Source organism: Sphingopyxis sp. Root154, assembly GCF_001427105.1.
Taxonomy (GTDB): domain Bacteria; phylum Pseudomonadota; class Alphaproteobacteria; order Sphingomonadales; family Sphingomonadaceae; genus Sphingopyxis.
In genome coordinates this window covers 154,397-167,793 of record NZ_LMGI01000002.1, presented here as the reverse complement: position 1 = coordinate 167,793, position 13,397 = coordinate 154,397, and the positions used below count along the sequence as shown (strand labels likewise).

Below are 13,397 nucleotides of genomic sequence, written 5' to 3'. Positions count from 1 at the left end.
GCCGGGTCCCCAGCTCATTTGAGTGGATGTTAGGTTGGAACGCTCTGGGTCCCGGCTTTCGCCAGGATACGGCTTGCGCTAAGCTCTGCAGTATGAGCGAAGCCGATTTCATCGCCCGCCTGCGTGCCATAGCGACCGATCCCGCCGCGCGCGGGCTGGCCGACGACGCCGCGGTGCTCGGCGACCTTGTCCTCACCCACGACATGATCGTCGAGGGCATCCATTTCCTCCCCGACGAACGGCCGCAGGATGTCGCGTGGAAGCTCGTTGCGGTGAACCTTTCCGATCTGGCGGCGAAGGGCGCGGCGCCGCTCGGCGTGCTCGTCGGCTATAGTCTGACCGGCGACGAGTTTTGGGACGCGGCCTTCGTCCGCGGTCTGGGCGACGTGCTGCGCCGGTACGAGGTGCCGTTGCTCGGGGGCGATACAGTGGGCATTCCCGCCGGCGCGCCGCGCACATTCGGACTCACCGCGATCGGCAAGGCGCCTGCGACCGGCGCGCCGGCGCGGAGCGGCGCCAAGCCCGGCGACCAGCTCTGGGTCACCGGCACGATCGGCAATGCCGGGCTCGGTCTCGCGATGCGGCTGGGCCAAATCGATCCGAATGAAACCTGCCTTGCCGCTTATTGTCGCCCCGAGCCTCAGCTGGCCTTCGGGCAGGCGGTGGCGCCGCACGTCCATGCGATGATGGACGTGTCCGACGGCCTGCTGATCGACGCGCAGCGCATGGCCGAGGCGAGCGGATGCCAGCTTGGCATCATGCTGGAATCGGTGCCACTCTCGGCGGCGCTGCTCGCGGTGCGTCCCGACGTGCTCGACACGCGGCTCGCGGCGGCGAGTGCGGGCGACGATTATCAGTTGCTGTTCACCGCCGATCCTTCAGCCGCCGCGGCGATCCGCGAGATTGGGGCGGGGCTGAATGTCGCCGTCACGGCCCTCGGCCACGCCGGGGTAGGCGAGGGAATCATGCTGACGCACCGGGCGCAGCGGATTGCGCCGCCCGAGCGTCTCGGTTTCATGCACTGATGCGAAAACACGGAAAAGCGCGGAATAACCGGGCTTGCCCTTGGCTTTCTTTCTTCCCATAAATCGGCGTCCAAATTTGGGGCGGTCGCATCAGGGGAGAGAGCGAACCGGCATCAATAAGTCGGACGTGCTCGACTGCTATCTTCTGCGTCGCCCTTCTCAACGGGAAGGAATAGTCACGCATGAATCCGGATCCGGTTTTGATCGCGATAGCGTGCGGCCTCGTCGCCGTGCTCTATGGCTTCATTACCTCGCGGCAGGTGCTCAGCGCCTCCGCCGGTAATGAAAAGATGCAGGAAATCGCCGCCGCCATTCAGGAAGGCGCCAAGGCTTATCTGGGCCGCCAATATCGTACCATCGCCATCGTCGGCGTCGTTGTCGCCATTCTTGTCGGGCTGTTCCTTGGCCCGATCTCGGCGACCGGCTTCGTCATCGGCGCCGTCCTGTCGGGGGTTGCCGGCTTCGTCGGCATGAACATCTCGGTCAAAGCCAATGTCCGCACTGCGGCTGCGGCGCAGACCGGGCTGCAGGCGGGCCTGACCATGGCGTTTCGCGCCGGCGCGATCACCGGCCTGCTCGTGGCGGGGCTTGCCTTGCTCGCAATCTCGGTCTTCTTCTGGTATCTGATCGGACCGGGGGGCTTCACCGTTGGCGGTGAGGATCGCACCGTCGTCGACGCGCTCGTCGCGCTGGCGTTCGGCGCCTCGCTGATCTCGATCTTCGCGCGTCTCGGCGGCGGTATCTTCACCAAGGCGGCCGACGTTGGCGCCGACCTCGTCGGCAAGGTCGAGGCCGGAATTCCCGAGGATGACCCACGCAACCCCGCCGTCATCGCCGATAACGTCGGCGACAATGTCGGCGACTGCGCCGGCATGGCCGCCGATCTGTTCGAAACCTATGTCGTCACCGTCGGCGCCACGATGGTGTTGATGGCGCTGCTCTTGAAGGGCGCGGGCGACCAGCTTCTTCCGCTGATGAGCCTGCCGCTGCTGATGGGCGGCGTCTGCATCATCACCTCGATCATCGGCACTTACTTTGTCCGCCTCGGCGGCGGCAAGAATGTCATGGGCGCGATGTACAAGGGCTTCCTCGTCACCGCGGTCCTCTCGGTCCCGGCGATCTGGTTTTCGACCAGCTATGTCCTGAAGGGCGACATGGCGACCGACATCACGGGCCAGGCGTTCAATGGCTGGGACCTGTTCTATTGCTCGCTGCTCGGCCTGATCATCACCGGGCTGATCATCTGGATCACTGAATATTACACCGGCACCAACTATCGCCCGGTGCGCTCGATCGCCAAGGCCTCGGAAACCGGTCACGGCACCAACGTGATCCAGGGTTTGGCTATCAGCCTTGAATCGACCGCGGCTCCGACGCTGGTGATATGCGCCGGCATCATCGCCGCGTTCCAGATCGCGGGTATCGTCGGCATCGCCTTTGCGGCAACCGCAATGCTTGCACTCGCGGGCATGGTCGTGGCGCTCGATGCTTATGGTCCGGTCACCGACAACGCCGGCGGCATTGCCGAAATGGCGGGTCTTGATGACAGCGTGCGTGAAAAGACCGACTTGCTCGACGCCGTGGGCAACACGACCAAGGCGGTGACGAAGGGCTATGCCATCGGGTCTGCTGGTCTCGCGGCGCTGGTGCTGTTCGGTACCTATACCGCCGACATCACCGAATATTCGGCCAAGCTCGGTCTGACCGAGCCGCTGACTTTCTCGCTGTCGTCGCCCTATGTCATCGTCGGACTGTTGCTCGGCGCGTTGCTGCCGTATCTGTTCGGTGCGTTCGGCATGACCGCGGTCGGCCGCGCGGCGGGTGAGGTCGTCAAGGATGTTCGCGACCAGTTCAAGAACAACCCGGGCATCATGACCTATGAGAGCAAGCCCGACTATGCGCGCACGGTCGACCTGGTGACCAAGGCGGCGATCAAGGAAATGATCATCCCGTCGTTGTTGCCGGTGCTCGCACCGATCGTCGTGTTCTTCGTGATCCGCGCGGTGGCCGGTCCGGCCGCTGCGCTCGAAGCGCTCGGCGCGCTACTGCTCGGCGTCATCGTCAGCGGGCTCTTCGTGGCCATCTCGATGACCTCGGGCGGCGGCGCATGGGACAATGCCAAGAAGTATATCGAAGACGGCAACCATGGCGGCAAGGGCAGCGAGGCTCACAAGGCCGCGGTGACCGGCGACACCGTCGGCGATCCGTACAAGGATACCGCGGGTCCGGCGGTGAACCCGATGATCAAGATCACCAATATCGTGGCGATCCTGCTACTCGCAGCGCTGGCGCACGGCGCGGTCTAAGCGCGCCGCCTACGGGCAAAGAAAAGCCCCGTCGGAGCGATCCGGCGGGGCTTTTTTGTAGGCATTTCCTGCTTCATGGCGCGGCGAGGGCGTTATTTCTCGGTCGCCAACTGCACCACCCGCGCCTGCTCGCAGCTATCGTCATTCCCCGCCTTGCACGATTTCTGGTAGAGCAGGAGCGCGCGCGCCAGATCCTGTGGTACGCCTTCGCCGCTCTCATAGGCGGCCGCCGCGAAGTGGCAGGCGTAGCTTCCGAATTGGTCGTCGCTTTTGCTGATGTCGCACGCGGTTCGGTACATCGCGACCGCGCGATTGCCGTCCTGCGGTGCGCCATTGCCGTCGCGATACATATGGCCGAGCGTCAGGCAGTCGATCGCCACCCCGTCGTCGCAGCCCTGCCGCATATCGTCAAATGTGATCGGAGCCGGGGCGGACGGGTCGACTTCGGGCTCGGCCGCGTCTTCCGCCGCCGCCTCGGCCGCCGTGATGGCTGCGGCGGTGCTTTCGGCTTCGACTTCGGCTTCCGCCGAAGCGCGATGGGCCTCGACTTGCCGCACGGCATCGCAGGCGACCGCGTTGCCGAGGTCGCAGCCACGCTGGAAATATTCGAGGGCCCGGTTCATGTCGGGCTCTACGCCGCGCCCCTCGCGCGTGTATTTCGAACCGAGCAGGGCGCAGGCGGCGGCGTCATCCATGCCGCATGCTTGCCGATACAGGTCTGCCGCGCGGGCCGGGTCGCCGGCTTCTTCGGCCTCGACGCCCGCTATTCCAATTTCGGTGCCCGGCATGGCTTCCGCCTGCGCCCAACATGTGGCGCCCACACCAAGGCACGCCAGCGTCGACGCTGCCGACGCGAGAATCCGTCGGTATATCATGATGCCCCCTCCCCCTTGTTCATCGCAGCCCGCGTGAACACGTCATTTGTGCGCTCTCAGCGCTGCGCTTTCATCTGCGCGGCATAGCCCGCCTGCACCATCGCGCTCATCCGGTCGAACAGCGCGTCGGGGTCGCTGCGGCGGAGGCCGGCGATCATCGCTTCGGCGCCCTCGGCGACGATCAGTTCGCGCGTTCCGGCATCGACCGCCGCGAGCATCTGCGCCGCCGCATCGTCGGGCGACAGGCCGTTCTCGATCGCGGCGTCGCTTTCCCCGCGCGTGCTGCCGTCGGCGTTGAGCGCATTGCGACTGACGTTGGTGCGTACCGAACCCGGCGCGACGACGAGCACCTTCAACCCCAGATGCTCATTTTCGGCGCGCACGCTGTCGTGATAGCCGATCAGGCCATGCTTGGCCGCCGAGTAAGCGCTGCGCAGCGGCACGCCCGCGATGCCCGCGACGCTGGAGATCGCGATGATCTGTCCGCCACCCGCACCGACCATGCGCGGAAGCAATTGCTGGGTGAGGGCGATCGGCGCGAGCAGATCGACGCCGATGATTTGCTGATAAACCGGAAAATCGGTCTCGATCGCGAGGCTGCGCTGCGAGATGCCGGCGTTGTTGACGAGCCCGTCGATGCGGCCCTGCCAGCCCCACGCCTGCTCGGCGATGGCGGAGAGGGCGGAATAGTCGGTCGCCTCGAACGGCAGGACCATCGATTCGGTAGCGCAGTCGGCGGCAACGGCCTCCAATGCAGCGACGTTGCGCCCCGACAGGATCAGCTTTGCGCCGCGTGCGCCGAGCGCCCGTGCCAGCGCCGCGCCGATGCCCGAGGAGGCGCCCGTGATCCACCAAATTTGATCCTGCATACCGGCTCCCTATCTATGATTTCGTTTCAACCTGAAACGGGTATGAGGAGCCGTCAAGGTGCCGACCGACGCATTTCCGCGCAGGGGTGGCAATTTTGTTGCGAATCTGTTATAATAAATATCAACACGCCGACACCCTGCCTCTTCCCGCCGCTCGGGCTGGGGCACATTCGGCGTTTCCGATGGAGCCATATCCCTTGTCACTCTGACTGGCTAGCGCCGCCCGAATGCTCATCCCCCTCAATACGGAGGGCCGGATGTCCCGGTGTTGTCGCAGTTTCCGGTCAGGGTCAAGGCACAGAAAGGAATTTGCATGTCCGTGAACACGCTCTTGTTCGAAGTCGGCGATTATGTTGTTTATCCCAAGCATGGCGTGGGGCGCGTCATCGAACTGCAGCGGTCGGAAATCGCCGGCATGCAGCTCGAACTTTATGTCCTGCGCTTCGAAAAGGAAAAAATGACGCTTCGCGTGCCGACGAACAAGGCTGAAGGCGTGGGCATGCGCAAGCTGTCGTCGGACAAGACGCTGAAGGAAGCGTTGCAGGTCCTGACCACTAAGCCGAAGGTGAAGCGCACCATGTGGTCGCGCCGCGCGCAGGAATATGAAGCGAAGATCAACTCGGGCGACCTCGTGTCGATCGCCGAGGTGACCCGCGACCTTTTCCGCGCCGACGACCAGCCCGAACAGAGCTATTCGGAACGTCAGATCTTCGAAGCGGCGTCGAGCCGCCTCGCGCGCGAACTCGGCGCGATGGAAGAAAGCGACGAAAAGACAGCGCAGGCGAAGATCCTCCAGATCCTCAACGAGCACGCGCCGCTCTATTACGCCGAAAAGGTGTAATCGCGTCCACAGCGATGAAGGAAAGGGCGGTCTGGTAGGGCCGCCCTTTTCGATTCTGTACCCCGGCGAAAGCCGGGGAACAGCTCAAGCCGGATAGGTCGCGCTCACAAAATACAGCCCGTCGGGCGGGGCATTCAGCCCCAGCGCATTGCGATCCGCCGCCTCCAGCGCTGCCTTCAAATCGCGCGCCGACCATTTGCCGTAACCGACAAGCGCGAGGCAGCCGACCATCGAGCGCACCTGATGGTGCAGGAAACTGCGCGCGGCCGCCTCGATAATCAGCTCGTCGCCGTGGCGGCTGACGGTCAGTTTATCGAGCGTCTTCACCGGGCTTTGCGACTGGCAATGCGCCGAGCGGAAGGTGGTGAAATCGTGCAGGCCGATCAGTTGCTGCGCCGCCGCGTGCATCGCATCGGAATCGAGCGGCCGGGCAACCTGCCACGAAAGCCCCTTGTCCCACGTCAGCGGCGCGCGGCGGTTGACGATGCGATACTCGTAAGACCGGCCGATGCAGGCAAAGCGCGCGTGCCAGTCGTCTGGGACGATCTCGCATCGCACCACAGCGATCGGCGCGGGGCGGAGCTGCGCGTTGAGCGCCTCGGTCAGCTTGAACGGCGTCAGCGGCTTTTCGATGTCGACATGCGCGCGCATCGCTATGGCATGGACCCCCGCGTCGGTGCGCCCGGCGCTGAATACCTGCACCGTCTCGGCAGTGAAGCGGTGGATTGCTTCCTCGATGACCTGCTGGACGCTGGGACCGTGCGCCTGCCGCTGCCAACCCATATAGGGGCGGCCGTCAAATTCGATCGTGAGGGAAAAGCGCGTCATGCGAGGCGCGTGCCCGCCGCTATCGCGCGGCCGCGCAGCAGTTCGCCGGCATCCATTGCGGGCTTGCCGGCGCGCTGGACCCGCGTCGCGCGGATCGCGCCGGGGTTGCAGGCGACAGTCAGCGCATCGTCGAGAGTGGCGCCGGGAGTGGCGCCCGCGACCGTAGCGGACGGGTGCACGACCTCGGCGGCCAAAATCTTGTAGCGTTCGCCGTCGAGTTCGAAAAAGGCGCCGGGCATGGGATTGAACGCGCGAACCTGCCGCTCGACCTGCACCGCGCTGGTCAGGAAATCGAGCCGCGCTTCGCTCTTGTCGATCTTGGCGGCGTAGGTGACACCTTCGTCGGGCTGGGCTTCGGGCGCGAAGGCGTGCAGGTCGCTCAGCACCTTCACCATCAGCTCGGCGCCGATCGCCGCCAGCTCGTCGGTCAATTCGCCCGCGGTCTTGCCGTCGACCGGGGTGCGTCCGATCAACCGCATCGCACCGGTGTCGAGCCCGACATCCATCTGCATGATCGTCACACCCGTCTCGGCATCGCCCGCGAGGATCGCGCGCTGCACCGGCGCCGCGCCGCGCCAGCGCGGCAAGATCGAGCCATGGACGTTGAGGCAACCTTCGCGCGGCGCGTCGAGGATCGCCGACGGCAGGATCAGGCCATACGCCGCGACCACCGCGACATCGAGGTCGAGCGCCGCAAATTCGGCCTGCGCCTCCTCATTCTTCAGGCTCTTCGGTGTGCGGACGGGCAGGCCATGTTCCTCGGCCCAGACATGTACCGCGCTCTGCTGCACCTTCTTGCCGCGCTGCGCCGGACGCGGCGGCTGCGTATAGACGGCCACGACCTCATGCCCGGCGGCATGAAGCGCGGCGAGCGTCGGCACCGCGAAGGGCGGCGTTCCCATAAAGGCGATGCGCATTGTCATTTCTTGCGCGCCGCTTAAGACCATCCGTCATGGCATCGCAAGAGATTGAAGCGCTCGTCCAGCAACTCGCCCGCCTGCCGGGCCTCGGCCCGCGTTCGGCGCGGCGTGCGGTTCTGCACCTGATGAAGAAGCGCGAGTCGGCGTTCGTGCCGCTGCTCGCCGCGCTCCAGACGGTGTCCGAACGGCTCGTCACCTGCGGCATCTGCGGCAATGTCGACACGCACGACCCCTGCGCGATCTGCGCCGACCCGCGCCGCGATGCGCGGTCGCTGTGTGTCGTCGAGGAAGTGTCGGACCTCTGGGCGCTCGACAAGTCGCGGCTGTTCCCCGGAAAATATCATGTCCTCGGCGGACGATTGTCAGCGCTCGAGGGGATTCGTCCGCAGGATCTCGCGATCGACGCACTGGTGAACCGCGTCGCCGCGGGCGGCATCGACGAGGTCGTCCTCGCGATGAACGCGACCTTGGAGGGGCAGACGACGGCGCATTATCTCGCCGAGCGGCTCGAGGGCTATCCGGTGCGGCTGACGCAGCTGGCGCACGGTTTGCCGGTCGGTGGCGAACTCGATTATCTCGATGAGGGGACGCTGGCGCAGGCGCTCAGAGCACGACGACCGGTGGGTTGACGCCGGGCGTTCGAGTTCATACCTGAGCCCCCATGGCCTTACTCCCTATCATAGAGACCCCGGATCCCCGGTTGCGCGTCATTTCCAAGCCCGTCGAAACCTTCGACGCCGAGCTCAAGACGCTGATCGCCGACATGTTCGAGACGATGTACGACGCGCCCGGCATCGGGCTGGCAGCGATCCAAGTCGGCGTGGCGAAGCGCATCCTGGTGATCGACCTGCAGGAACCCGATCCTGACGACGAAGAGGGCAAGGCCCTGATCCGCGAGCCGCGAGTCTTCATCAACCCCGTCTTTTCGGACGAGAGCGAAGAGCATAGCATCTATCAGGAAGGCTGCCTGTCGGTCCCCGAACAATATGCCGAAGTGACGCGCCCCGCCGAAGTCACGGTCGACTGGCAGGACGAGGATGGCAAGCACCATCAGGAACGCATGACCGGGCTGATGGCGACGTGCATCCAGCACGAGCACGACCATCTGGAAGGCATCCTGTTCATTGACCATCTGTCGCGGTTGAAGCGCGAGATGGTGCTGAAGAAGCTGGCAAAGCTCCGCAAGGCGGCCTGACCGACCGATAACCGACAAAAAGAAACCCCGGCTTTCACCGGGGTTTCTTTTTGTCTGCGATGTCGCGGCGGCGGTTACCCCGCCTTTGCCACCGCCACCATTGCGGGGCGCAGCAGGCGGTCTTTCAGCATATAACCCGCCTGCATTTCCTGCACGATCGTGCCTGGGCTCTGCTCGCTCGGGATTTCGAGCATCGCCTGATGCTGGTTCGGATCGAGCGGCAGACCGATCGCGGCGATGCGCGTGATGCCGTTGCGTTCGAAGACGCTGAGCAATTCGCGCTCGGTCGCTTCAAGCCCGGTGATCAGCGGCTTGATCGCCTCGTCGGCGCGCTGTTCCTCGCTGAGTGCGGCGAGCGCGCGGCCGAGATTGTCGGCGACCGACAGGATATCGCGTGCGAATTTGGTCGCGGCATAGGCGTGCGCGTCGGCAATTTCCTTGTCCTTGCGGCGCGTGACATTCTGCGTCTCGGCGCGCGCATAGAGCAGGTCCTGCTGAAGCGAGGCGACCTGTTCGGCGAGCTGTGCCAGCTCTTCATTCTCGCTGTTTGCGGGGGCCGCTGCCTCGGCAGCTTCGGTGTTCGCGCCGTCGTCGACCGGCGTGTCGTTTTCAATGTTCGTCATAAACCTATCGTATCAGTCTGGAGAGCGATTGTGCGGTGAAATCCACCATGGGAACGATCCGGGCATAGTTCAAGCGCGTCGGGCCGATGACCCCGACCACGCCGACCACGCGCCCGTCCGATCCGCGATAGGGCGCCGCTATCACGGACGAGCCCGAAAGCGAGAATAATTTATTCTCCGAGCCGATGAAAATCCGGGTTGCGGCACCTTCGCGCGCGCTGTCGAGCAGGTGCGCGATATCCTGTTTCGTTTCGAGTTCGTCGAGAAGCTGCCGCACCCGGTCGAGATCGCCGACCGCGCTGTCGTCCAGCAAATTGGCCTGCCCGCGTACGATCAGCACCGGGCGATCGGCGCCGTCGGAGGACCAGATGGCGAGCCCGCGCGACACGAGGTCCTGCGCCGCGCGGTCGATCGCGATGCGCTCGGCCTCGATCTCGCGGCGCACGCGCGCCATCGCTTCGGTGAGCGTCAGCCCGGCGAGCGTCGCGCTGATATAGTTGCCCGCCTCGACAAGTGCCGAGGGATTGAGTCCCGGCGGAATGTCGATGACGCGGTTCTCGACCGCGCCGTCGCCCGCGACGAGCACGACGAGCGACTGGTTCGCCGAGAGCGGCACGAAGGCGAGCTGTTTGAGAACGCGCTCGTGCTTGGGAACGAGGACGAGGCCCGCGCACGCCGACAGCCCCGACAGCGCCGAGGTGGCCTGCGCGAGCGCACTTTCGATCGGGCCGGCGTCGGACAGGCTCGCCTCGATCTGTGCGCGGTCCTCGGCCGAGGGCTCGGCGACCTGCATCATGCCGTCGACGAAGAGGCGGAGGCCTTGTTCGGTCGGCAGGCGGCCGGCGCTGGTGTGCGGGCTGGCGAGCAGGCCGAATTCCTCAAGGTCCTGCATCACGTTGCGGATCGATGCGGGCGAGAGGTTCAGCGCCGCGAGCTTCGACAATGTGCGCGACCCGACGGGCTGGCCGGTCTCGAGATAGGCGTCGACGACCAGCCGGAACACGTCGCGGGCGCGCGTGGTGAGTTCGGTGATCGGCGGGGTAGTCATAGTGGGGATTTAGGGATGGGGAGGGGTTGGGGCAAGCTTTGCTGGCCAGTGCGTGCAAGCAGCGTTAACCTCGCTCGCGGGGGAGAAAATCATGACGACACCGCCACTCGACCGCGACGACCCGCTCGACGATTTTGAGCATCGCGACATCACCCTGCTCGGCCGCAAGCATCGCGTGTACACGATAGGAAGCGGTCCTGCGGTGATCGTGATGACCGAAATGCCCGGCATCAGCCCGCACGTCGCGCGCTTCGCCCGCTGGGTCCGCGACGCCGGCTTCACCGTCTATATGCCGCATATCTTCGGCAAGGATGGAGCCATTCCGCGCATGCCCGGCGCGCTGTTCACCATCGTCGGTGGCTGCATCAGCCGCCGGTTCCGCGCCTTCCAGGCGAATGAAAGCTCGCCGGCGACGCAGTGGCTCCGCGCGCTGGCAGCGCAGCGCATCGGGAATGCGGCGGCAAGGGCGTCGGGGCGATCGGCATGTGCTTCACCGGCAATTTTGCGCTGTCGATGATGCTCGATCCGTGCTCGCGCCCGTGCTGGCACAGCCCTCGCTGCCGCTCAACGACGCGGCCGGGATGCATATCGCGCCCGATGAGCTGGCTGCGGTGAAAAAGCGGATGGAGGCCGAGGACCTGACCGTGCTTGCCTACCGCTTCGAGGGCGACAAATATTGCCAGGCAGCGCGCTTCGCGGCGTATGCGGATGCGCTCGGCGACCGCTTTATCGGCAAGGTGTTGCCCGACAGCGCCGCAAACCCCGACAGCCCGATGAAGAACCCGCATAGCGTCGTCACCATCCACCTGATCGACGAGGCGGGCCAGCCGACCGTGCAGGCGCGCGACGAAATCCTCGATTTCTTCAAGATGCGGTTGAGCGAATGAGGTCGGCGGCCTAAGGGCCACCGCAATCACCAATCGAAAGGACAGTCTATGCGCCCCTCAGGCCGCGCGCCCGACCAGATGCGCCCCATCGCGATCGAAACCGAATTCACCATCCACGCCGAGGGCAGCGTGCTCGTCAGCTTCGGCAACACCAGGGTGCTGGTGACCGCCAGCGTCGACGAGAAGGTGCCGTCGTGGATGCGCGGCAAGGGCGCGGGCTGGGTCACCGCCGAATATGGCATGCTGCCCCGCGCGACGCACACGCGCGGCAGCCGCGAAGCGGCGAAGGGCAAGCAGTCGGGACGGACGCAAGAAATCCAGCGGCTTATCGGCCGCAGCTTGCGCGCCGTCGTCGATATGAAGAAGCTCGGCGAGCGCCAGATCATCATCGACTGCGACGTGATCCAGGCCGATGGCGGCACGCGCACCGCGTCGATTTCGGGCGCGTGGATCGCACTGCGCATCGCGGTCGACAAGCTGCTCGCGGCGAAGACGATTGCCGAAGATCCGATCGTCGACAAGGTCGGCGCGATCTCGTGCGGCATCTATAACGGCACGCCGGTGCTCGACCTCGATTATGATGAGGATTCGGTCGCCGAGGCTGACGGCAATTTCGTGCTGACCGCGAAGGGCCAGATCGTCGAAGTGCAGGCGAGCGCCGAGGGCGCGACCTATGACGAGGAGGGCCTGCTCCGACTGCTCCGCCTCGCACGCATCGGCTGCGCCGAGATTTTCGCGGCGCAGGACAAGGCGACGGGTCGCTGAGATGACGCGCAGGCTCGCCCCCGGCAGGCTGGTGATCGCCAGCCATAATGCGGGCAAGGTGCGCGAGATCCGTGCGCTGCTGGAACCCTTCGGGATCGAACCCGTGTCGGCGGGCGACCTCGGCCTGCCCGAGCCGAAGGAGACGGGGACGAGCTTTCGCGAGAATGCGCTGCTGAAGGCGCATGCGAGCGCGTCCGCGGCGGGACTTCCGGCGCTCGCCGACGACAGCGGGCTCGAGGTCGCGGCGCTCTGCGGCCGGCCCGGCGTCTACACCGCCGACTGGGCCGAGCGGCAATGGTTCGAGGGCAATCCGGGCCGCGACTGGTATATGGCGATGGGCAAGGTCGAAGGATTGCTGGCGGAGCAGGGGCCTGATGTCGACCGCAGCGCGCGCTTCATCTGCACCCTCGCGCTCGCCTGGCCCGACGGCCATGCCGAAGTGTTCGAGGGCCGCGCTGAGGGCAGTTTAACCTGGCCGCCGCGCGGGAAACTGGGCTTCGGTTATGATCCGGTCTTTATTCCGGTCGGTAACATACTGACTTATGCTGAGATCGATCCAGCGAAAAAGCATGCGATCAGCCACCGGGCAGACGCTTTTGCCAAATTGGTCGCAGGCGCTTTCGAATAGGTCGTAATTATACCCGGGTGATATTGACTTATATTTTACCCGGGTGTAATGGGCGGCTATGACTCAAGAACATCAAAGCGTCACCGCCTTCCTCGGAGATTCACGCCTGGCTTCGGGCAGCCGCGAAACGGTCACCCGCACGCTCGAAGATCGCTATCCCGCCGACCTTGGCGCGATCCTTGTCTTCGACGACGTGACCGGGCGGCTGACCGACCTCGATTATTGGGATGCCGCGAAGGCCGCACCCGCGCCGCCATCGGCGGGGCGTCCGCGGCTTGGCGTCAAGGCGCGCGAGGTCACGCTGTTGCCGCGGCACTGGGATTGGCTCGCGGCGCAGCCGGGCGGCGCGTCGGCGGCGCTGCGCCGGCTGGTTGAAACCGCGAGTAAGGGCACGCCCAGCGCAAAGCAGCGGCGCGACACCGCGTATAACTTCATGAGCCACCTTTGCGGCGACCGCCCCGGTTATGAGGAGGCGCTTCGTGCCCTTTACCGCGACGACGATGCCGCTTTTGCCGGACTGATCGCGAACTGGCCCGAGGATATCCGCCATCATATCGGGCATCTTTTGGGCCGCTAGCTGACATTCG

16 protein-coding genes are annotated in these 13,397 nt (G+C 65.2%); 10 read left to right on the top strand and 6 right to left on the bottom strand.

The genetic code is table 11. The features are described from left to right. The first annotated feature begins 92 nt into the window (after positions 1-92). Positions 93-1,025, top strand: coding sequence for a thiamine-phosphate kinase (gene thiL, locus ASD73_RS06415; protein ID WP_056370787.1), 933 nt, complete (start codon positions 93-95; stop codon positions 1,023-1,025). Between the two features lie 182 nt (positions 1,026-1,207). Beyond that, positions 1,208-3,331 (top strand): sodium-translocating pyrophosphatase, encoded by a 2,124-nt coding sequence (locus tag ASD73_RS06410; protein WP_056370785.1) that lies wholly within the window; start codon positions 1,208-1,210, stop codon positions 3,329-3,331. A gap of 92 nt (positions 3,332-3,423) precedes the next feature. On the opposite strand, the gene ASD73_RS06405 is transcribed toward ASD73_RS06410, so the two are convergent. Together ASD73_RS06405 and ASD73_RS06400 are read right to left on the bottom strand one after the other, a co-directional pair. Further along, the gene (locus tag ASD73_RS06405; RefSeq protein ID WP_082521409.1) at positions 3,424-4,206 is read right to left on the bottom strand and encodes a tetratricopeptide repeat protein; all 783 of its coding nucleotides are present in this window, start codon (positions 4,204-4,206) and stop codon (positions 3,424-3,426) included. A 56-nt stretch (positions 4,207-4,262) separates the two neighbouring features. Continuing rightward, positions 4,263-5,075, bottom strand: coding sequence for an SDR family NAD(P)-dependent oxidoreductase (locus tag ASD73_RS06400; protein WP_056370781.1), 813 nt, complete (start codon positions 5,073-5,075; stop codon positions 4,263-4,265). Positions 5,076-5,388: 313 nt separating this feature from the next. Between ASD73_RS06400 and ASD73_RS06395 the strand changes: the two genes are divergently transcribed. Beyond that, on the top strand, positions 5,389-5,916 hold the full coding sequence (locus ASD73_RS06395; protein WP_037511307.1) for a CarD family transcriptional regulator: 528 nt from the start codon (positions 5,389-5,391) through the stop codon (positions 5,914-5,916). A gap of 84 nt (positions 5,917-6,000) precedes the next feature. Here ASD73_RS06395 and truA read toward each other — a convergent pair whose 3' ends face one another. Both truA and fmt read right to left on the bottom strand, forming a co-directional pair. After that, the gene (truA, locus tag ASD73_RS06390) at positions 6,001-6,744 is read right to left on the bottom strand and encodes a tRNA pseudouridine(38-40) synthase TruA (protein WP_056370779.1); all 744 of its coding nucleotides are present in this window, start codon (positions 6,742-6,744) and stop codon (positions 6,001-6,003) included. Further along, on the bottom strand, positions 6,741-7,661 hold the full coding sequence (fmt, locus tag ASD73_RS06385) for a methionyl-tRNA formyltransferase (RefSeq protein ID WP_056370777.1): 921 nt from the start codon (positions 7,659-7,661) through the stop codon (positions 6,741-6,743). Before fmt ends, truA begins: the two co-directional genes overlap by 4 nt. A 35-nt stretch (positions 7,662-7,696) precedes the next feature. On the opposite strand from fmt, the gene recR reads away from it, so the two are divergent. Together recR and def are read left to right on the top strand one after the other, a co-directional pair. After that, positions 7,697-8,293 (top strand): recombination mediator RecR, encoded by a 597-nt coding sequence (gene recR, locus ASD73_RS06380; protein ID WP_037511316.1) that lies wholly within the window; start codon positions 7,697-7,699, stop codon positions 8,291-8,293. 32 nt (positions 8,294-8,325) lie between these two features. Further along, complete coding sequence (gene def, locus ASD73_RS06375; RefSeq protein WP_056370775.1) at positions 8,326-8,859, top strand: peptide deformylase; 534 nt, start codon at positions 8,326-8,328, stop codon at positions 8,857-8,859. 74 nt (positions 8,860-8,933) lie between these two features. Here def and grpE read toward each other — a convergent pair whose 3' ends face one another. After that, positions 8,934-9,482: a nucleotide exchange factor GrpE gene (gene grpE, locus ASD73_RS06370; RefSeq protein ID WP_056370773.1), complete on the bottom strand. Its 549-nt coding sequence runs from the start codon at positions 9,480-9,482 to the stop codon at positions 8,934-8,936. A gap of 4 nt (positions 9,483-9,486) precedes the next feature. Further along, a complete protein-coding gene (gene hrcA / locus ASD73_RS06365) occupies positions 9,487-10,530 on the bottom strand; it encodes a heat-inducible transcriptional repressor HrcA (protein ID WP_056370771.1) in 1,044 nt (347 codons plus the stop codon). A 91-nt stretch (positions 10,531-10,621) separates the two neighbouring features. Between hrcA and ASD73_RS23005 the strand changes: the two genes are divergently transcribed. The 5 genes from ASD73_RS23005 to ASD73_RS06345 are packed head-to-tail and all read left to right on the top strand — an operon-like array spanning position 10,622 to position 13,387. Then, the gene (locus ASD73_RS23005; RefSeq protein ID WP_200934902.1) at positions 10,622-11,047 is read left to right on the top strand and encodes a dienelactone hydrolase family protein; all 426 of its coding nucleotides are present in this window, start codon (positions 10,622-10,624) and stop codon (positions 11,045-11,047) included. A gap of 22 nt (positions 11,048-11,069) precedes the next feature. After that, complete coding sequence (locus ASD73_RS23000; protein ID WP_200961041.1) at positions 11,070-11,417, top strand: hypothetical protein; 348 nt, start codon at positions 11,070-11,072, stop codon at positions 11,415-11,417. A 48-nt stretch (positions 11,418-11,465) separates the two neighbouring features. Then, positions 11,466-12,182, top strand: a complete 717-nt coding sequence (rph, locus tag ASD73_RS06355) for a ribonuclease PH (protein ID WP_056370769.1) — start codon at positions 11,466-11,468, stop codon at positions 12,180-12,182. A gap of 1 nt (position 12,183) precedes the next feature. Continuing rightward, positions 12,184-12,810, top strand: coding sequence for an RdgB/HAM1 family non-canonical purine NTP pyrophosphatase (gene rdgB / locus ASD73_RS06350; RefSeq protein ID WP_056370767.1), 627 nt, complete (start codon positions 12,184-12,186; stop codon positions 12,808-12,810). Between the two features lie 58 nt (positions 12,811-12,868). Then, on the top strand, positions 12,869-13,387 hold the full coding sequence (locus ASD73_RS06345; protein WP_056370765.1) for a DUF2239 family protein: 519 nt from the start codon (positions 12,869-12,871) through the stop codon (positions 13,385-13,387). Positions 13,388-13,397: the final 10 nt, after the last annotated feature.

Bases quoted from the DNA above. Each gene is read 5' to 3' on its own strand.
- thiL (WP_056370787.1), top strand. From the start codon at position 93: ATGAGCGAAGCCGATTTCATCGCCCGCCTGCGTGCCATAGCGACCGAT.
- ASD73_RS06410 (WP_056370785.1), top strand. From the start codon at position 1,208: ATGAATCCGGATCCGGTTTTGATCGCGATAGCGTGCGGCCTCGTCGCC.
- ASD73_RS06405 (WP_082521409.1), bottom strand. From the start codon at position 4,206: ATGATATACCGACGGATTCTCGCGTCGGCAGCGTCGACGCTGGCGTGC.
- ASD73_RS06400 (WP_056370781.1), bottom strand. From the start codon at position 5,075: ATGCAGGATCAAATTTGGTGGATCACGGGCGCCTCCTCGGGCATCGGC.
- ASD73_RS06395 (WP_037511307.1), top strand. From the start codon at position 5,389: ATGTCCGTGAACACGCTCTTGTTCGAAGTCGGCGATTATGTTGTTTAT.
- truA (WP_056370779.1), bottom strand. From the start codon at position 6,744: ATGACGCGCTTTTCCCTCACGATCGAATTTGACGGCCGCCCCTATATG.
- fmt (WP_056370777.1), bottom strand. From the start codon at position 7,661: ATGCGCATCGCCTTTATGGGAACGCCGCCCTTCGCGGTGCCGACGCTC.
- recR (WP_037511316.1), top strand. From the start codon at position 7,697: ATGGCATCGCAAGAGATTGAAGCGCTCGTCCAGCAACTCGCCCGCCTG.
- def (WP_056370775.1), top strand. From the start codon at position 8,326: ATGGCCTTACTCCCTATCATAGAGACCCCGGATCCCCGGTTGCGCGTC.
- grpE (WP_056370773.1), bottom strand. From the start codon at position 9,482: ATGACGAACATTGAAAACGACACGCCGGTCGACGACGGCGCGAACACC.
- hrcA (WP_056370771.1), bottom strand. From the start codon at position 10,530: ATGACTACCCCGCCGATCACCGAACTCACCACGCGCGCCCGCGACGTG.
- ASD73_RS23005 (WP_200934902.1), top strand. From the start codon at position 10,622: ATGACGACACCGCCACTCGACCGCGACGACCCGCTCGACGATTTTGAG.
- rph (WP_056370769.1), top strand. From the start codon at position 11,466: ATGCGCCCCTCAGGCCGCGCGCCCGACCAGATGCGCCCCATCGCGATC.
- rdgB (WP_056370767.1), top strand. From the start codon at position 12,184: ATGACGCGCAGGCTCGCCCCCGGCAGGCTGGTGATCGCCAGCCATAAT.
- ASD73_RS06345 (WP_056370765.1), top strand. From the start codon at position 12,869: ATGACTCAAGAACATCAAAGCGTCACCGCCTTCCTCGGAGATTCACGC.